Genomic DNA, 15942 nt, shown 5'->3' on the forward strand with positions numbered 1-15942 from the left:
TGCTGCTGCCTGGCAATCAGCTGTATTACTGGTACTGCACGGTGTAATTCACGTTTGCGCTGACGGTACCCGCTGTTGCCTGGCCATTGGCGTAGTAGCGTGCCAAGTAATACAGGGTCGCACTGCCGCTACTGATGGAAAATGCTGTTCCGCTACTGCCGAATGTAGTGCTGGTCTGCCCGATGGGAATGTGCGTGCTTGAGCCTACGTTGTAGATGGCAACATCCACATTGCTGGCTGTTCCCGAATTGAGCAAGCGACCGGCAGCGGTGACATTGGCGTCATTTTCAAACCAGATGGCAGCCTGTGTCGCTGAACCGGTGCAGCCGCTAAGAGAAATGGAAAACGGGGTTGCACCTGCGGTAGCCAAGCTGGCAGCCAGTGCTTTGGTCGAGATGGGCGGCAAACTAATGGAACCATTGTTTCCGCTCCCCGCGACACTAATGATGCAAGTGGAAGTAGATACCTGGCCCGTGAATGAAATTGTGCCGTCAGAAGCGTGTGCTTGAGTCATGAATCCTGTGCAAGCAAGTAGAAGGGCAATGGATGTGCGCTGCATGGTACTGTACCTTTAGGTGGGTTTCCCGATATCTCGCAAAACTTAATTCACACATTTTTTAGCAGTTGTTGTTAATAACATATTGTTTTGCAAGTATTTTATCTATAGCAAGATTTTCCGGATTTGAAATTAATCTGGCATTTAGTACAGGTTCAATCAGACCAGTCATCATTGATGGATGATTCTGCTGGTTCTCATCTGCACCATTTGGCTGCCCGTCTAGTCCTGTCTACTCCCAATGGCTTAGCCAGCCTCCTCACTCTGCTTTGCCCGCTTGCCACCTGCGGCGAATGGGCGTCCTTGTTGCCCGGACTTAATCTGTCCAGCGTAAGCAATGTCTGCGCGGCGCGGCCGCGGCACCGCAACTGGCGGTAAAAACTCGGAGGCAAGATGAGCCACTTTCTGGACAGACTGAATTTCCTTGGCAAGGTGAAATCCACCTTTGCCGATGGCCATGGCGCGGTGGTGAATGAAGACCGCCAGTGGGAAAACGCCTATCGCCAACGCTGGCAGCACGACAAGATCGTGCGTTCCACCCACGGGGTGAACTGCACCGGCTCCTGTAGCTGGAAGGTGTATGTCAAAAACGGGCTGATTACCTGGGAAACCCAGCAGACCGACTATCCGCGCACCCGGCCGGACCTGCCCAATCACGAACCGCGCGGCTGCCCGCGTGGCGCTTCGTACAGCTGGTATGTGTACTCCGCCCAGCGCGTGAAATACCCGATGATCCGTGGCCGTCTGGCCAAGCTGTGGCGCGAAGCGCGCAAGAGCATGGGCCCGGTTGAAGCCTGGGAGCACATCAGCCAGAACCCGGAACTGGCCAAGCAGTACAAGAGCAAGCGCGGCCAGGGCGGTTTCGTGCGCGCCAACTGGGACGAGGCCAACGAAATCATCGCGGCTTCCAATGCCTACACCATCAAGAATTACGGCCCGGACCGCGTGGTGGGCTTCTCGCCGATTCCGGCCATGTCCATGGTGTCCTACGCTGCGGGCAGCCGTTACCTCAGCCTGATCGGCGGCGTGCCGCTGTCCTTCTACGACTGGTATTGCGACTTGCCGCCGGCCAGCCCGCAAATCTGGGGCGAACAGACCGACGTGGCCGAATCGGCCGACTGGTACAACTCCACCTACCTGATGGTGTGGGGCTCCAACATTCCGATGACCCGTACCCCGGACGCCCACTTCTATACCGAAGTGCGCTACAAGGGCACCAAGACCGTGGCCGTTTCCAGTGACTTTGGCGAAATGGCCAAGTTTGGCGACATCTGGCTGGCCCCGAAGCAGGGTACCGATGCCGCACTGGCCATGGCCATGGGCCATGTCATCTTCAAGGAATTCCACCTGGACAAGCCGTCGGCCTACTTCACCGACTACATCCGCCGCTACACCGACATGCCGATGCTGGTGACGCTGCGCAAGGATGGCGAACGCTATGTGCCGGACTACTTCCTGCGTGCCAGCCATCTGGCAAACAACCTCAACGAAGACAACAACCCGGAATGGAAGACCCTGGTATTCGACGAAACCAGTGGCGACATCGTGGCTCCCACCGGTTCCATCGGCTTCCGCTGGGGGCAAAGCGGCAAGTGGAACCTGCAACAGCATGACGGCAGCACTGGCCGCGAGGTATCGGCCCGTCTGTCGCTGATTGAAAACCGTGACGAAGTAGTTGGCGTCGGCTTCCCTTACTTTGGTGCCGAACACGAAGAACTACTCACCCGCAATGTACCGGCGCGCAAGGTGGTGCTGGCTGATGGCAGCACTGCACTGGTGGCCACGGTATTCGACCTGATGGCAGCCAACTACGGTATCGACCGTGGCCTGGGCGGCGGCAATGTCACCCGCGACTACATGGCCGACGTGCCGTACACCCCGGCCTGGCAGCAAAAGCACACCGGCGTGAAGCCGGAAATGGTGATCCAAGTCGCGCGCGAATTCGCCCAGAACGCTGACCAGACCCACGGCAAATCCATGGTGATTGTCGGTGCTGCGCTCAACCACTGGTATCACATGGACATGAGCTACCGCGGCATCATCAACATGCTGATGCTGTGTGGCTGTATCGGCCAGAGCGGCGGCGGCTGGTGCCACTATGTGGGCCAGGAAAAGCTGCGTCCGCAAACCGGCTGGGCACCGCTGGCCTTTGCCGGTGACTGGGTGCGTCCGTCGCGCCAGATGAACGGCACCAGCTTCTTCTACGCCCATACCAGCCAGTGGCGGCATGAAAAACTGGGCATCAACGAAATCCTGTGCCCGACGGCCGACGGCAAGATGGCCAACATGAGCCTGATCGACTACAACGCCAAGGCCGAACGCATGGGCTGGCTGCCGTCCACCCCGCAGCTGACCACCAACCCGCTGGACATCACCCGCGCCGCCAAGGCGGCTGGCAAGGACGCCATTCCGTTTGCCGTGGACAGCCTGAAAAACGGCACGCTGGACATGTCCTGCAACGACCCGGACAACCCGAAGAACTTCCCGCGCAATATGTTTGTGTGGCGTTCCAATATCCTGGGCAGCTCCGGCAAGGGCCACGAATACTTCCTCAAATACCTGCTGGGCACGCAGAACGCGGTGATGGGCAATGAGGAAGACTGCATCAAGCCGACCGAAATCACCGTGCGTCCGGCGGTGGAAGGCAAGCTGGACCTGCTGGTGGTGCTGGACTTCCGCATGTCCACCACCTGCCTGTATGGCGACATCGTGCTGCCGACCGCTACCTGGTACGAGAAGGACGACCTCAACACCTCCGACATGCACCCCTTCATCCACCCGCTGTCCGAAGCCGTACAGCCGCTGTGGCAGGCCAAGTCGGACTGGGAAATCTACAAGGGCTTTGCCAAGAAGATTTCCGAAATCGGCAAGGACTACCTGGGTGTGCAGCAGGACCTGGTACTCACCCCGCTGATGCACGACACCCCGCAAGAACTGGGCCAGCCGTTTGACCCGCGTGACTGGAAGAAGGGCGAGTGCGAGCCGGTGCCGGGCAAGACCATGCCGGCCATGACCGTAGTAGAGCGCGACTACGGTGCCATCTACGACAAGTTCACCTCCATCGGCCCCTTGCTGGAAAAAGTGGGCAATGGCGGCAAGGGCATCAGCTGGAAAACCGGCCACGAAGTGGACGTGCTGCGCGGCCTGAACCATACCGTGGCCGAGGGCGCGGGCAAGGGCCAGCCACGGCTCAATACCGCCATCGACGCGGCCGAGATGATTCTGACCCTGGCGCCGGAAACCAATGGCCATGTGGCAGTGAAAGCCTGGGAAGCCTTGTCCAAGGTAACCGGTATCGACCACACCCATCTGGCACTGCCGCGCGAGCATGACAGCATCCGCTTCCGTGACGTGCAGGCGCAGCCGCGCAAGATCATTTCCTCGCCGACATGGTCTGGGCTGGAAAGCGAAGAAGTCAGCTACAACGCCGGTTACACCAATGTGCACGAGCTGATTCCATGGCGCACCATCACCGGCCGCCAGCAGTTCTATCAGGATCACCAGTGGATGCGTGCCTTCGGTGAGGGCCTGTGCGTGTTCAAGCCGCATGTGGACCTGAAAACCACCCAGGCCATCCTGGGCAAGAAGTCCAACGGCAACCACGAGCTGGTGCTCAACTTCATCACCCCGCACCAGAAATGGGGCATCCACAGTACCTATTCGGACAACCTGCGCATGCTGACGCTGTCGCGTGGCGGCCCGCATGTATGGGTATCGGAAGTGGACGCCAAAAAGGCCGGCATCGTCGACAACGACTGGATCGAAGTATTCAACGTCAACGGCACGCTGACCGCCCGTGCGGTGGTATCGCAACGCGTACCGGAAGGCATGACGCTGATGTACCACGCCCAGGAAAAAATCGTGAACGTGCCGGGGGCGGAAACCAGCGGCAAGCGCGGCGGCATCCACAACTCGGTGACCCGTGCGGTGACCAAGCCGACGCACATGATTGGCGGTTACGCCCAGCTGTCCTGGGGTTTCAACTACTACGGGACGGTGGGTGCCAACCGTGACGAATTCGTCATCGTGCGCAAGATGAAAAAAGTGGATTGGCTGGATCAGCCTGCAGGAGAAGACAAATGAAAATCCGTGCACAAATCGGCATGGTACTGAACCTGGACAAGTGCATTGGCTGCCATACCTGTTCAGTCACCTGCAAGAACGTCTGGACCAGCCGCGACGGCGTGGAATACGCCTGGTTCAACAACGTGGAAAGCAAGCCCGGCGTCGGCTACCCCAAGGACTGGGAAAACCAGGAAAAATGGCAGGGCGGCTGGGAACGCAAGCCCAATGGCAAGCTGGTGCCCAGGCAGGGCGGCAAGATGCGCATTCTGGCCAATATCTTTGCCAACCCCAACCTGCCGTCGATTGACGACTACTACGAGCCCTTCACCTTCGATTACGAGCACCTGCAGAACGCGCCGGAAATGCAGACCCCGCCGACTGCCCGCCCGGTATCGGTGCTGACCGGCAAGAAGATGGACAAGATCGAATGGGGCCCCAACTGGGAAGACGACCTGGGTGGCGAGTTCTCCAAGCGCAGCAAGGATGCCCTGTTTGAAGGCATCCAGAAGGAAATGTACTCGGCCTTCGAGAACACCTTCCTGATGTATCTGCCGCGCCTGTGCGAACACTGCCTGAACCCGGCCTGTGTCGCCTCCTGCCCGTCCGGCTCCATCTACAAGCGCGAAGACGACGGCATCGTGCTGATCGACCAGGACAAGTGCCGTGGCTGGCGCATGTGTGTGTCCGGCTGCCCGTACAAGAAGATTTACTACAACTGGACCAGCGGCAAGGCCGAGAAGTGCATCTTCTGCTACCCGCGTATCGAGGCCGGCCAGCCGACCGTGTGCTCGGAAACCTGCGTAGGCCGCATCCGCTACCTGGGCGTACTGCTGTACGACGCCGACCGCATCGAAGCCGCTGCCAGCGTGGAAGACCCGAAGAGTCTGTACGAAGCGCAGCTGGGTGTGTTCCTCGACCCGAACTCGCCGGAAATCCAGGCCGAGGCCCGCAAGCAGGGCATTCCGGAAGCCTGGATCAGCGCCGCGCAGAATTCGCCGGTGTACAAGATGGCCATGGAATGGAAAGTAGCCTTCCCGCTGCATCCGGAATACCGCACCCTGCCCATGGTGTGGTACATCCCGCCGCTCTCTCCCATCCAGAGCGCGCTGGAAAACGGCCTGATCGGTGAAAACGGCATCATTCCGGACGTAAAAGACCTGCGCATCCCCATCCGCTATCTGGCCAACCTGCTGACCGCAGGCAAGGAAGAACCGGTGGTGAGCGCGCTGGAAACCATGGTGGCCATGCGCCGTTACATGCGCAAGAAGAGCGTGGAGAAAGTGAGCGACCCGGCCACCTTGCGCGGTACGCATCTGAAACCGGCCCAGGTGGAAGAAATGTACCAGGTGATGGCGATTGCCAATTACGAAGACCGCTTCGTGATTCCGTCCAGCCACAAGGAAATGGTGGAAAACACCTTCGACGACAAGGCCAGCTGTGGCTTTACCTTCGGCAATGGCTGCTCCGGCGGCACGTCCGAATCCAGCCTGTTTGGCAAGAAGAAGGCCACCCCCATCGTGTTCCACGACATGCGGCGCGACCGCAAGGCCAACGCCGGGAGCTAAGCCATGAACCAGTCACTGTTCAAGATTGCCTCGGCACTGCTGTGCTATCCGGAGCCCGAGTTGCTGGCGGCGCTGGATGACATCCGCAGCGCACTGCAGGCTACGCCAACGGCAGCCAGCATGCTGGAACCGCTGCTGGCCCAGCTGGAGGGCAGCGATCTGATCGCGTTGCAGGAAGGCTATGTACAAACCTTCGACCGCAGCCCGTCGCACTCGCTGCACCTGTTCGAGCATGTTCATGGCGAGGACCGCGCCCGCGGTCAGGCCATGGTGGACCTGATGGAAGAGTACAAGGCCCACGGTTTCGAGCCGGTCTGTGCCGAGCTGCCCGACTACGTGCCGCTGTTCCTGGAATTCCTGTCGCAGTGCGAGGCAGAAGAGGGCAGCCGCCTGCTGGGCGACGCGGTGCATGTGCTGGGCCATATCGCCGGCAAGCTGCGCGAGTCGTCCTCGCCCTATGCCGGGGTGCTCGACCTGCTGGTGTGGCTGTCGCCGGTCGCACCGGAGCCCTTGAGCGTGCCGCCCATCCGCGACATGGACGAGCTGCTGGAAACCTTTGGCCCCGGGGCGGATGGCAGCGAGCCGCTGCTCAAACCCGCCATGCCGGCCATTGCTCCGGTCAATTTCTACCCGTCGCGACCCGGCGCCTGAATCTGCCCGTTTCCGGCCGCCCTGTGACGGGCAGGCCGGAACAGCAAGGAGAGAGATATGGACTATCTGCATCAATTCGTTTTCGGGATTTATCCCTACATCGCGCTCAGCATCTTTTTGCTGGGCAGCCTGATGCGCTTTGAGCGCGAGCAGTACAGCTGGAAGAGCGAATCCTCCCAGCTGGTATATCGCGGTAATCTGCGCCTGGGCAACATCCTGTTCCACATCGGTGTGCTGGGCCTGTTCTTCGGCCATCTGGTGGGCCTGCTGACTCCGTTGTCGGTATGGGAAGCACTGGGCGTCACCCACAGCTTCAAACAGGTATTTGCCATGACGGCCGGCGGCATCATGGGTTCGCTGGGCCTGATCGGCCTGCTGATCCTGCTGCATCGCCGCCTGAGCAACCAGCGTCTGGCTGCCAACACCACCTGGCGCGACAAGCTGGTGCTGCTGTGGTTGCTGGCCACGCTGGTACTGGGCCTGTGCACCATCGCCGTGTCCGCCCAGCATCTGGACGGTCACGAAATGGTGCTGCTGATGACCTGGGCGCAGCATGTCGTCACCTTCCGTGGCGATGCCGCACAGTACATCGTGGCTGCGTCCCCCATCTTCAAACTGCACCTGTTCATGGGGATGAGCGTGTTCGTCATCTTCCCCTTTACCCGTCTGGTGCATGTATGGAGCGGCTTTGGCGCGCTGGCCTATCTGGGCCGCGCCTGGCAGCTGGTGCGCCCGCGCGCCTGATGTCTGTATCCGGATTTTTGCTTGACCAAGGCCCTGCGGGGCCTTTTTTCATGGACTTCCTGTTCTGCAATGAGGTGGGCTGCTATACCGGAAATTCATCTGTAGCAGCAGCTGCTTGCCTGCTGGTGTTGTCTCTCAGTCCACGTTCACCGTGCTGTCAGACTGGCCTGTTAAAACAGGCCTGCTGCAGCAGCCGGATGAAATGATCAGGACTTGCCGTCGGTCAGCACTGCTGGCTAGGTCGATGGCATGAATACTGTTAGTATTTGATCGAATCAATGAATACAGCTGTTATTTTGATTTGAAAATATCGGGGAAGGTCTGCGGCTTGCTGTACCAATCCGGCATTGAACGCGCTGTATGGCTGGGGCATTGCCAGTGCTACCACGCTACTGTCAATTGTCCTTGCCAGCTTGTTTCCTGCCGCATGCACGCTTTGCCTGACCCGCCATGTTGTGTCGCCAGTCGACAGACTGACGGCTTGTTGTCCAGCAGAGCCATCACCATGAACAGCAATTACAAAGCCACCGAGGCGGACTACTACCATTACATGCGCGGCAGGTTGTTCAGGCCGGTGGTGTTTCTGGAGAGCGCCGGCATCGTCTTCATCATTGCCAGCTTTGTCATGAACCCCTATCTGGCTGCCGGACTGGGCAATACCGAAGCCATGCTGCTGGCTGCCATCATCCTGGTGGGACTGGTCAAGGCCCTGTCGCCCAGCGTGCTGGTATGGCGTGCCGGAACCATTGCCTATTCGGTATTGCTGACCCTGATTTTTGCGCTGGAAGTAAAAAGCATGGCCGGTCCGGGCGACCCTTTCATCGTTCCAATCATCATTACCATCTGGTTTTACAACTCCTTTGTCACCCCCTCCAGGCACGACTGCCTGGCCATTCTCAGCCTGACCGGTGCCTCGGCCTTTTATATTTGCGGCCTGGGGCCGGCAGCCAGCATGTCACCCGCCCTGTTTGCCTTGCTGGTATTCGGTGTGTTCGTGGTGGCCATCACGCTGAACCAGACCATGCAGAACAATATGTACTCCATGTTCTTCATGCAGGACGAATTCCGCCGTCTGGCCGAAATCGATCCGCTGACCCGCATTCCCAACCGGCGTTCGCTGTTTGCCCGGCTGGATGAACGCGCACCGGCCGGCAAGGGCCAGCACTGGTTCTGGGTGCTGATTGACCTGGATGACTTCAAGCAGATCAACGACAGCCACGGCCATGCCGTGGGGGACCAGGTTCTGGTGTGCTTTGCCGACTTGCTGGAGCGCATGAGCAAGCCGGCCTGCCCAGGGCGTATCGGTGGCGAGGAGTTCGGCTTGCTGCTGTGCCGCTCGTCGGCCACGGAGGTCAGTCAGCTGCTGGAACAATTGCAAGCCGCCGTCGCCGATGCCAGGCCCGATGGCGTGGCGTTCAGCTTCAGCGCGGGCGTGGCGGTGTTTGCCGAGAGCATGGCCACCAACGAGGTATTACGCGCGGCGGACCAGGCCATGTATGCAGCCAAGCGCATGGGCAAGCGTCGGGTGGTGTTTGCTGGTGATCTGGCGGAAACCGCCCTGACAGTCTGAGCGCAGCCTGCATCCCTTGATTCAAGCGCAAGATGCAAGGTGCCAGGGCCAGGCATCTGCGCGATAATCGCGCCAGCGCGGCACCGTTGGCCGCATGGCCGGAGCAAACATGCAGCAGGTGGTGGAACACGCATTCGGGATTGCCTTGCCGGCGGATTATCACGCCGCCAGTGTGCTGGCCTATCATGGCCGCGACCCGGCAGGCCCGGCCGAACGGCTGCAAGAGCAGCACCTGCGCAAAGGCGTGCTGCTGCACGGCGCTGCCGTGGAATTGCAGCTGCGGTTCACCCCGGACCGCTTGCATGTCAGGGTGTGTGGCGCGGCCAGTCATGACTGGCCTGCCTTGTTGCCGCAGGTTCAGCAGGCGGTGCGCCGCATGGCCGGGCTGGATGGCCAGCGCGATGCCTGGATGACATTGGCCCGCCAGCAGCCGGATGCCGCCCGCCTGCTGGCAGGCAAACCCGCATTGTGGCTGCCACTGACAGCCGAACCGTTTGAAGCCTTGTGCTGGGCCATCATTGGCCAGCAGATCAACCTGTCCTTTGCCACAGCGCTCAGGCGCAGCCTGATTCAGCTGGCGGGTGTGCCGATTGCCGGCAGTGACTTGCTGGCCCACCCCGGCCCGGTCCAGGTGGCCGCGCTGTCTGCCGAACAGCTGACGGCGCAGCGTTTTTCCCGTTCCAAGGCCAGTTATCTGCTGGGTGCCGCCCGCGCCGTGCTGGATGGCAGCCTGCCGCTGGATGCGCTGTCCGGCCTTGCTGCGGCCGAAGCGGAGCGCTGTTTGCTGGCCCTGCATGGCGTGGGGCCGTGGACGGCGCGTTATGTGATGCTGCGCGGCCTCGGGCTGGCCGATTGTGCGCCCATTGGCGACAGTGGCCTTGCTACCGCCTTGCAGCGCTTTCATGCGCTGCCGGCCCGGCCCGATGCGCGCCAGACCGAGCAGCTGATGCAAGTCTTTTCCCCTTGTCGCAGCTTGGCCACCCTGCATTTGTGGGCCAGCCTGACGGAGCATGCATGAAACCCGAGATACCCGATCTGTTCAGCCAGGATGCGCCTGACGTGTCCGGCCTGTCCGTGCCCGCTGCACGCGCAGCCGCGCCATTGTTTGCCCAGGGCAGCTTGTGGGATGGCCAAGGTGGTACGACACACCCAGCGTCCGCCAGTCCGCAAGCAGAAGAGGACAGCATGACGGCCATGAGCGTGCCGCCCAATGCAGCCTGCCACGGCGTGGTGGATACCCGCTTCGGCCCCGCCATGGTGTGGCTGGACTTGCAAGGCCGCCTGCTGCGGCTGGATTTTCATCTGGAACAGGAAATGCAGCGGGCGGTGTTGTCCGGCAGCCGGCGCGACGATGCCGCGGTGGCCGAAGTGGCGCGCCAGCTGCATGAATACCAGCGCGGTGAGCGGCGCAGTTTTGATATTCCGCTGGCCGCGCATGGCACGGACTTCCAGCAGGAAGTGTGGGCGGCGCTGTGCCGGATTCCCTACGGCCAGACCATGAGCTATGGCGAACTGGCACTGGCGCTGGGCAAGCCCGGTGCTGCCCGCGCGGTGGGGCGGGCCAATGCGACAAACCCGATTGCGCTGATCGTGCCCTGCCACCGGGTGCTGGGGGCGGATGGCAGCCTGACTGGTTACGCTGGCGGATTGGCGCTGAAAGCGGATTTGCTGCGCTTTGAGCAGGAAAACACCGTACCCGGCCTGTTTGCTGGCTGAGGCACCGCCTTACAGCAAGGGCCCCAGCATGGCGACCGCATTGTTCCACAACCGTCGCCACAGCGGCCAGGCGCTTACCTGTTCCGGGCTTACCAGGCTGCAATGCTGCAGGTATTGCTGCTGCCGCTGGCGCAAGGCCGTGGTAAGCGCCCGGTCGTGGCACAGCAGATTGTTTTCGTAGTTCAGCTCGAAACTGCGCCGGTCCAGATTGGCCGAGCCGATCAGGCAAAGGTCCTCGTCCACCGTCAGCAGCTTGCTGTGCAGCAAGCCGCCGTGATATTCGGCAATCACCACACCGGCGGCCAGCAGCTCGGCGTAATAGCTGCGGCTGGCGGCGCTTACCACCAGCGAATCGTTGCGGGCCGGCAGTTGCAAGGTGGTGGCCACCCCGCGCTGGGCCGCAGCGCACAGTGCCGATTGCAAGGCCTCGTCCGGCACATAGTAGGGGGTGGTGATGGTCAGGCTGCGCTGTGCGCTGTACATCAGCGCGACAAACAGTTCCGGCATGGCTGAATGGCGTGCGGTGGGGCCGGTGCCTATCACCTGGGCCAGCACGCCAGGACCTGAACTGTCCTGTGGCGGCAGTGGCGTGGCGCTCAAGAGCGGTAGCAGGTCTTCGTGGGTGGCCAGCATCCAGTCAGTGGCAAACAACCGCTGCATCTGCTGTACCACCGTGCCTTCCATCCTGATCACCGCATCCACCCAGGGGGCAAAGCGCGGCTTGATGCGGAATTCCGGGTCGGCACAGTTCTGGCTGCCGCAGTAGCCGGTGTAGTGGTCTATCACCACGATCTTGCGGTGATTGCGCAGGTCTATCCGCCCGCTGAACGGGCGCAGCAAGGGGTTACCCACCGGCAGGGCCGCCGCCGCTTTCACGCCGGCGTCTTTCATCTGTTGCCACAGGGCGGAGCGCAACAGCAGGCGCGAACCCACATCATCCACCAATACCCGACAGCTGAGGCCACGTTGCGCCGCGCGCATGAGGGCCTGGGCCACCCGGCTGCCGTTGTTATCCGGCAGCCAGATATAAAAAAGAAGATGCACATGCTGCTGCGCGGCATCAATGTCCGCCACCAGGCGGTCTATGGTGCTGTTGCTGTCAGCCTGCAATGCGGCCCGGTTACCCGCGCTGGGGGCAAAGCCGCTGATGGACTGGCCCACGCGAAACAGCTGCGCCGCAGTGGGGGATAGCGCGCTTAAGGGGACAGTCTGCGGCAAGGCGGGCAGGGCAGGCAGCCGCTGCTGGATGCGCGCCAGCCTGGCCATGCGGCGGCGGCCTATGCTTACTTCACCCAGCAGCAGATAGGCCAGCATGCCTATCACCGGCATGGTGGCGACGACGACGGTCCAGGCTACCCGTGCGGCCGGGTCGCGGTTGGGGCGCAGCAGCACGCGCATGATCAGCAGCAGTTGCAGGCTGACATGCAGCAGGACGATGAGGGTGGCGGAGGCAGGCATGCGTTCCATCATGCCAGAGCCTGGCCGGCAGCGTCCAAAGCGCATGGCGGCCTGCATTGACGTCGCCATGGGCGCTGCACACAATGGCGGCTCACAGCAGGAGGGCGGAATATGGGTAGAGCAGGGGGCAAGGGTCGGCAGCTGGAGGTGGGCGGGCGTATCATTCATGTGCATCGCTTGCCGCTGAAACTGGGGCACGACATCTACCACGTGGCCATGACCATGAGCTGGCCGCAGTTTTACGTGGCCATTGCCGCACTGTTTTTTGTGCTCAACATGCTGTTTGCCAGCTTGTACCAGTTGGGCGAGGCCAGCATTGCCAACCAGTTTCCGCGCGATTTCCGGGGTGCGTTTTTCTTCAGCGTGGAAACCCTGGCTACCGTGGGTTACGGCGACATGCACCCGCAAACGGTTTACGCCCACATCATCAGCATGCTGGAAATCTTCATCGGCATGATGAGCCTGGCACTGGTGACCGGCGTGACCTTTGCCCGTTTTTCCCTGCCGCGCTCGCGCATTGTGTTTGCCAGGAATCCGGTGATCCGCCAGATGGATGGCGTGCCGGTACTGATGCTGCGGGCCGCCAATGCCCGGCAGAATGTCATCGTGGATGCCACCGCCCAGCTGCATGTGCTGTTTGATACCGTCAGTCGCGAGGGCACCCGCCTGCGCCGCCTGCACGACCTCAAGCTGCAACGCCAGCACCATCCCATGTTCGTGCTCAGCTGGACGCTGATGCATGTGATCGACGAGCACAGCCCGCTGTACGGGCTGGATGCGGATGCGCTGACCGGCTTGCATGCCGGTTTCATCCTGTCTATCAGCGGCAGCGATGAAATCACCCGCCAGAGCATGGCCTCACGCCATGTGTTCCGTCACGACGACATCCGCTGGAACCACCAGTACCAGGACTTGCTGTACACCGATGAACAGGGCGAAGACCACGTCGATTTCGGTCTGCTGCACGCCATCTCCCCCATGCCTGCCAGCCCGTCACCGCAGGATGCTCCCGGCATGTGATTCCCCTCAGCCTTGCTTCCGCTACAATGACACGGCCTGTCGCTCAGGACGGTCGGCCTCGATGCCGACTGCCAATAACAGCGGCGGTCCACCGGGCCAGCCGCATCAGGAAGTGAAGGAAAATTCATGGCGGGAGCCAGTCTGTTAACCTTGATTGATGATATTGCCACCGTGCTGGACGATGTGGCGGCCATGACCAAAGTGGCCGCGCGCAAGACCGCCGGGGTGCTGGGGGATGACCTGGCGCTGAATGCCGAGCAAGTGGCCGGCGTGCGCGCCGAACGCGAATTACCGGTGGTATGGGCGGTGGCGCGCGGGTCCTTGCGCAACAAGGCCATCCTGGTGCCGCTGGCACTGGCGCTCAGCGCCTTTGCGCCGTGGGCAGTGATGCCCTTGCTGATGCTGGGCGGGGTTTATCTTTGCCTGGAGGGCATGGAAAAGCTGGCGCATCCGCTGCTGCACGGCAAGGAGGAAGAAGCCGCCCATGATGCCGAACTGGACGCCATGCTGGCCGACCCGGCCATCGACCTGCTGCAGCTCGAAGCGGAAAAAGTAAAAGGTGCCATCCGGACCGATTTTGTCCTGTCGGCGGAAATCATCGCCATCACGCTGGGCACGGTGGCATCGGCGGCCTTTAGCTCGCAACTGGTGGTGCTGGTGGGCGTGGCCTTGATCATGACCGTGGGCGTATATGGTTTTGTCGGCCTGCTGGTGAAGCTGGACGATATCGGCCTGTTCCTGCTGCGCCGTGGCGGTGCCATCAACAGCCTGATCGGACGCGGGCTGATCCAGGGCATGCCCTGGCTGATGAAGGCACTGGCGGTGATTGGCACCGTGGCCATGTTCATGGTGGGTGGCGGCATCATCAGCCATGGCTGGCCCTGGTTGCACCACGCCATCGAAGGCCTTGTGCACCCGCTGTCGCACCTGCCGGGTGTCGGCGCTTTGGCCCGCCTGCTGTTGCCCGCCATTCTGGATGTGCTGGTGGGCATGCTGGCCGGTACGCTGGCGCTGGGCCTGCTGCTGTCCTGGCAGCGCCTGCGCCGCTGATTCAGCTGCGCGTGTGTGGCAGTGGCAGTTTGCTGGTGTGCTTGATGGCGTCCAGGATGATGGTGGACTTCACGCTGCGCACCAGCGACAGCTGCATCAGCCGGTTCATCACAAAGCGCGACAGCGAGGGCAGGTCCTCCACCACGATGCGCAGCAGGTAATCCGCCTCACCCGCGGTGGCATAGCACTCCAGCACTTCCGGCAGCGCGTGGATGGCCTGGGCAAATTCGCGCAAGGCGCTTTCGTTGTGCCGCTCCAGGCTGACGTGGGCAAAGGCCATCACCGACAGGCCTATCCGGTCTGGCAGGATATTCACCTGATAGCCCTGTACCACCCCGTTTTCTTCCATGCGTTGCAGGCGGCGTCCTATCTGCGATGCCGACAGCGGAATCTCTTGTGCCAGCTTCTGGTGCGTGCTGCGTGCATCCTGTTGCAAGGCTTGCAGAATCTGCCAGTCAAAGCGGTCCAGTTCCATTTTTGCTGATTTCCTGCGTAAATTGACGGTTTGGTGCGGGAAGTATGCAAAAAAAATGCATTATTGGCAAAACTTGCGGACCTGCCGCAGGCGCTGGCTTCTACACTGAAGACATCCCCACCTACCGGATGTGCCGCCATGAACGAGCGCAGCGATTTTGTCGTTCCCGACATCACCACCCGCAAAAACCTGGGCCTGACCCACGATGCGGCCGATTACACTCTGCCGCAGCCGCTGGAGCGCTACAGCGCGGCCGACCACGCCACCTGGGCCACGCTATACCAGCGCCAATGCGCGATGCTGCCGGGCCGGGCCTGTGACGAGTTCATGCAGGGCTTGCAGCAACTGGAAGTGGACGCCGACCGCGTGCCGGACTTCGCCGTGCTCAACCAGAAGCTGCTGGCAGCCACCGGCTGGCGCATTGTGGCGGTGCCGGGGCTGATTCCGGATGATGTGTTTTTCGAGCACCTGGCCAACCGCCGCTTTCCGGTGACCTGGTGGCTGCGCGAACCGCACCAGCTGGACTACCTGCAAGAGCCGGACGTGTTCCATGACCTGTTCGGCCATGTCCCGCTGCTGATGAACCCGGTATTTGCCGATTACCTGCAAGCCTATGGCCAGGGTGGCATGAAGGCCAAGCATCTGGGCTTCCTGCCGGTGCTGGCACGCTTGTACTGGTACACGGTGGAGTTCGGCCTGATCAACACGCCGCAGGGCATGCGCATTTACGGTGCCGGCATCGTGTCCAGCAAGTCCGAGTCGCAATACTGCCTGGATAGTGCCAGCCCCAACCGGGTCGGCTTCGACCTGCAACGGCTGATGCGTACCCGCTATCGCATCGACACCTTCCAGAAAACCTATTTCGTCATCGACAGCTTCCAGCAGCTGTTTGATGCCACGGCGGTGGACTTCACCCCCATCTACCAGCAGTTGTTGCAACAGCCGGTACTGGGTGCCGGGGACATCGCCCCGGACGACAAGGTGTTCCAGCGTGGCAATCGCGAAGGCTGGGCGGACACCGACGACCTGTAATCCGCTGCCGGTTTTGCCAGCCACAAAAGGACAAGGGCCA

The 15942-nt window shown here is 61.4% G+C and carries 13 protein-coding genes; 10 read left to right on the top strand and 3 right to left on the bottom strand.

Annotated features, from left to right (window positions below):
• Positions 1-25: 25 nt before the first annotated feature.
• Positions 26-514 (bottom strand): fimbrial protein, encoded by a 489-nt coding sequence (locus ACE3SE_RS08145; protein WP_374554548.1) that lies wholly within the window; start codon positions 512-514, stop codon positions 26-28.
• A 435-nt stretch (positions 515-949) separates the two neighbouring features.
• On the opposite strand from ACE3SE_RS08145, the gene ACE3SE_RS08150 reads away from it, so the two are divergent.
• From ACE3SE_RS08150 to ACE3SE_RS08180, 7 genes are all read left to right on the top strand, one after another.
• The gene (locus ACE3SE_RS08150) at positions 950-4639 is read left to right on the top strand and encodes a nitrate reductase subunit alpha (protein WP_374554550.1); all 3690 of its coding nucleotides are present in this window, start codon (positions 950-952) and stop codon (positions 4637-4639) included.
• On the top strand, positions 4636-6186 hold the full coding sequence (gene narH, locus ACE3SE_RS08155) for a nitrate reductase subunit beta (protein WP_374554552.1): 1551 nt from the start codon (positions 4636-4638) through the stop codon (positions 6184-6186). The genes ACE3SE_RS08150 and narH overlap by 4 nt, the downstream gene beginning before the upstream one ends.
• A 3-nt stretch (positions 6187-6189) precedes the next feature.
• Positions 6190-6837, top strand: coding sequence for a nitrate reductase molybdenum cofactor assembly chaperone (narJ, locus tag ACE3SE_RS08160; protein WP_045846261.1), 648 nt, complete (start codon positions 6190-6192; stop codon positions 6835-6837).
• Between the two features lie 57 nt (positions 6838-6894).
• The gene (gene narI / locus ACE3SE_RS08165; protein WP_045846262.1) at positions 6895-7581 is read left to right on the top strand and encodes a respiratory nitrate reductase subunit gamma; all 687 of its coding nucleotides are present in this window, start codon (positions 6895-6897) and stop codon (positions 7579-7581) included.
• Positions 7582-8086: 505 nt separating this feature from the next.
• Positions 8087-9151 (top strand): GGDEF domain-containing protein, encoded by a 1065-nt coding sequence (locus ACE3SE_RS08170; protein ID WP_374554555.1) that lies wholly within the window; start codon positions 8087-8089, stop codon positions 9149-9151.
• A gap of 109 nt (positions 9152-9260) precedes the next feature.
• Positions 9261-10169: a DNA-3-methyladenine glycosylase family protein gene (locus tag ACE3SE_RS08175; protein ID WP_374554557.1), complete on the top strand. Its 909-nt coding sequence runs from the start codon at positions 9261-9263 to the stop codon at positions 10167-10169.
• Positions 10166-10867 (top strand): methylated-DNA--[protein]-cysteine S-methyltransferase, encoded by a 702-nt coding sequence (locus ACE3SE_RS08180; RefSeq protein WP_374554559.1) that lies wholly within the window; start codon positions 10166-10168, stop codon positions 10865-10867. Before ACE3SE_RS08175 ends, ACE3SE_RS08180 begins: the two co-directional genes overlap by 4 nt.
• 9 nt (positions 10868-10876) lie before the next feature.
• Here the strand turns inward: ACE3SE_RS08180 and cls are convergent, their stop codons facing one another.
• Positions 10877-12337 (bottom strand): cardiolipin synthase, encoded by a 1461-nt coding sequence (gene cls / locus ACE3SE_RS08185; RefSeq protein WP_374554561.1) that lies wholly within the window; start codon positions 12335-12337, stop codon positions 10877-10879.
• A 99-nt stretch (positions 12338-12436) separates the two neighbouring features.
• Here cls and ACE3SE_RS08190 point away from each other — a divergent pair, with 99 nt between their 5' ends.
• Positions 12437-13345, top strand: a complete 909-nt coding sequence (locus tag ACE3SE_RS08190; RefSeq protein WP_374554563.1) for an ion channel — start codon at positions 12437-12439, stop codon at positions 13343-13345.
• Positions 13346-13471: 126 nt separating this feature from the next.
• Positions 13472-14395 (top strand): DUF808 domain-containing protein, encoded by a 924-nt coding sequence (locus ACE3SE_RS08195; protein WP_374554565.1) that lies wholly within the window; start codon positions 13472-13474, stop codon positions 14393-14395.
• Position 14396: 1 nt separating this feature from the next.
• On the opposite strand, the gene ACE3SE_RS08200 is transcribed toward ACE3SE_RS08195, so the two are convergent.
• Positions 14397-14870, bottom strand: a complete 474-nt coding sequence (locus tag ACE3SE_RS08200) for an Lrp/AsnC family transcriptional regulator (protein ID WP_045846266.1) — start codon at positions 14868-14870, stop codon at positions 14397-14399.
• Between the two features lie 138 nt (positions 14871-15008).
• Here ACE3SE_RS08200 and phhA point away from each other — a divergent pair, with 138 nt between their 5' ends.
• Complete coding sequence (phhA, locus tag ACE3SE_RS08205; RefSeq protein WP_045846267.1) at positions 15009-15902, top strand: phenylalanine 4-monooxygenase; 894 nt, start codon at positions 15009-15011, stop codon at positions 15900-15902.
• Positions 15903-15942 lie beyond the last annotated feature (40 nt).

This window comes from Aquitalea pelogenes (assembly GCF_041914625.1).
Classification (GTDB): domain Bacteria; phylum Pseudomonadota; class Gammaproteobacteria; order Burkholderiales; family Chromobacteriaceae; genus Aquitalea; species Aquitalea pelogenes.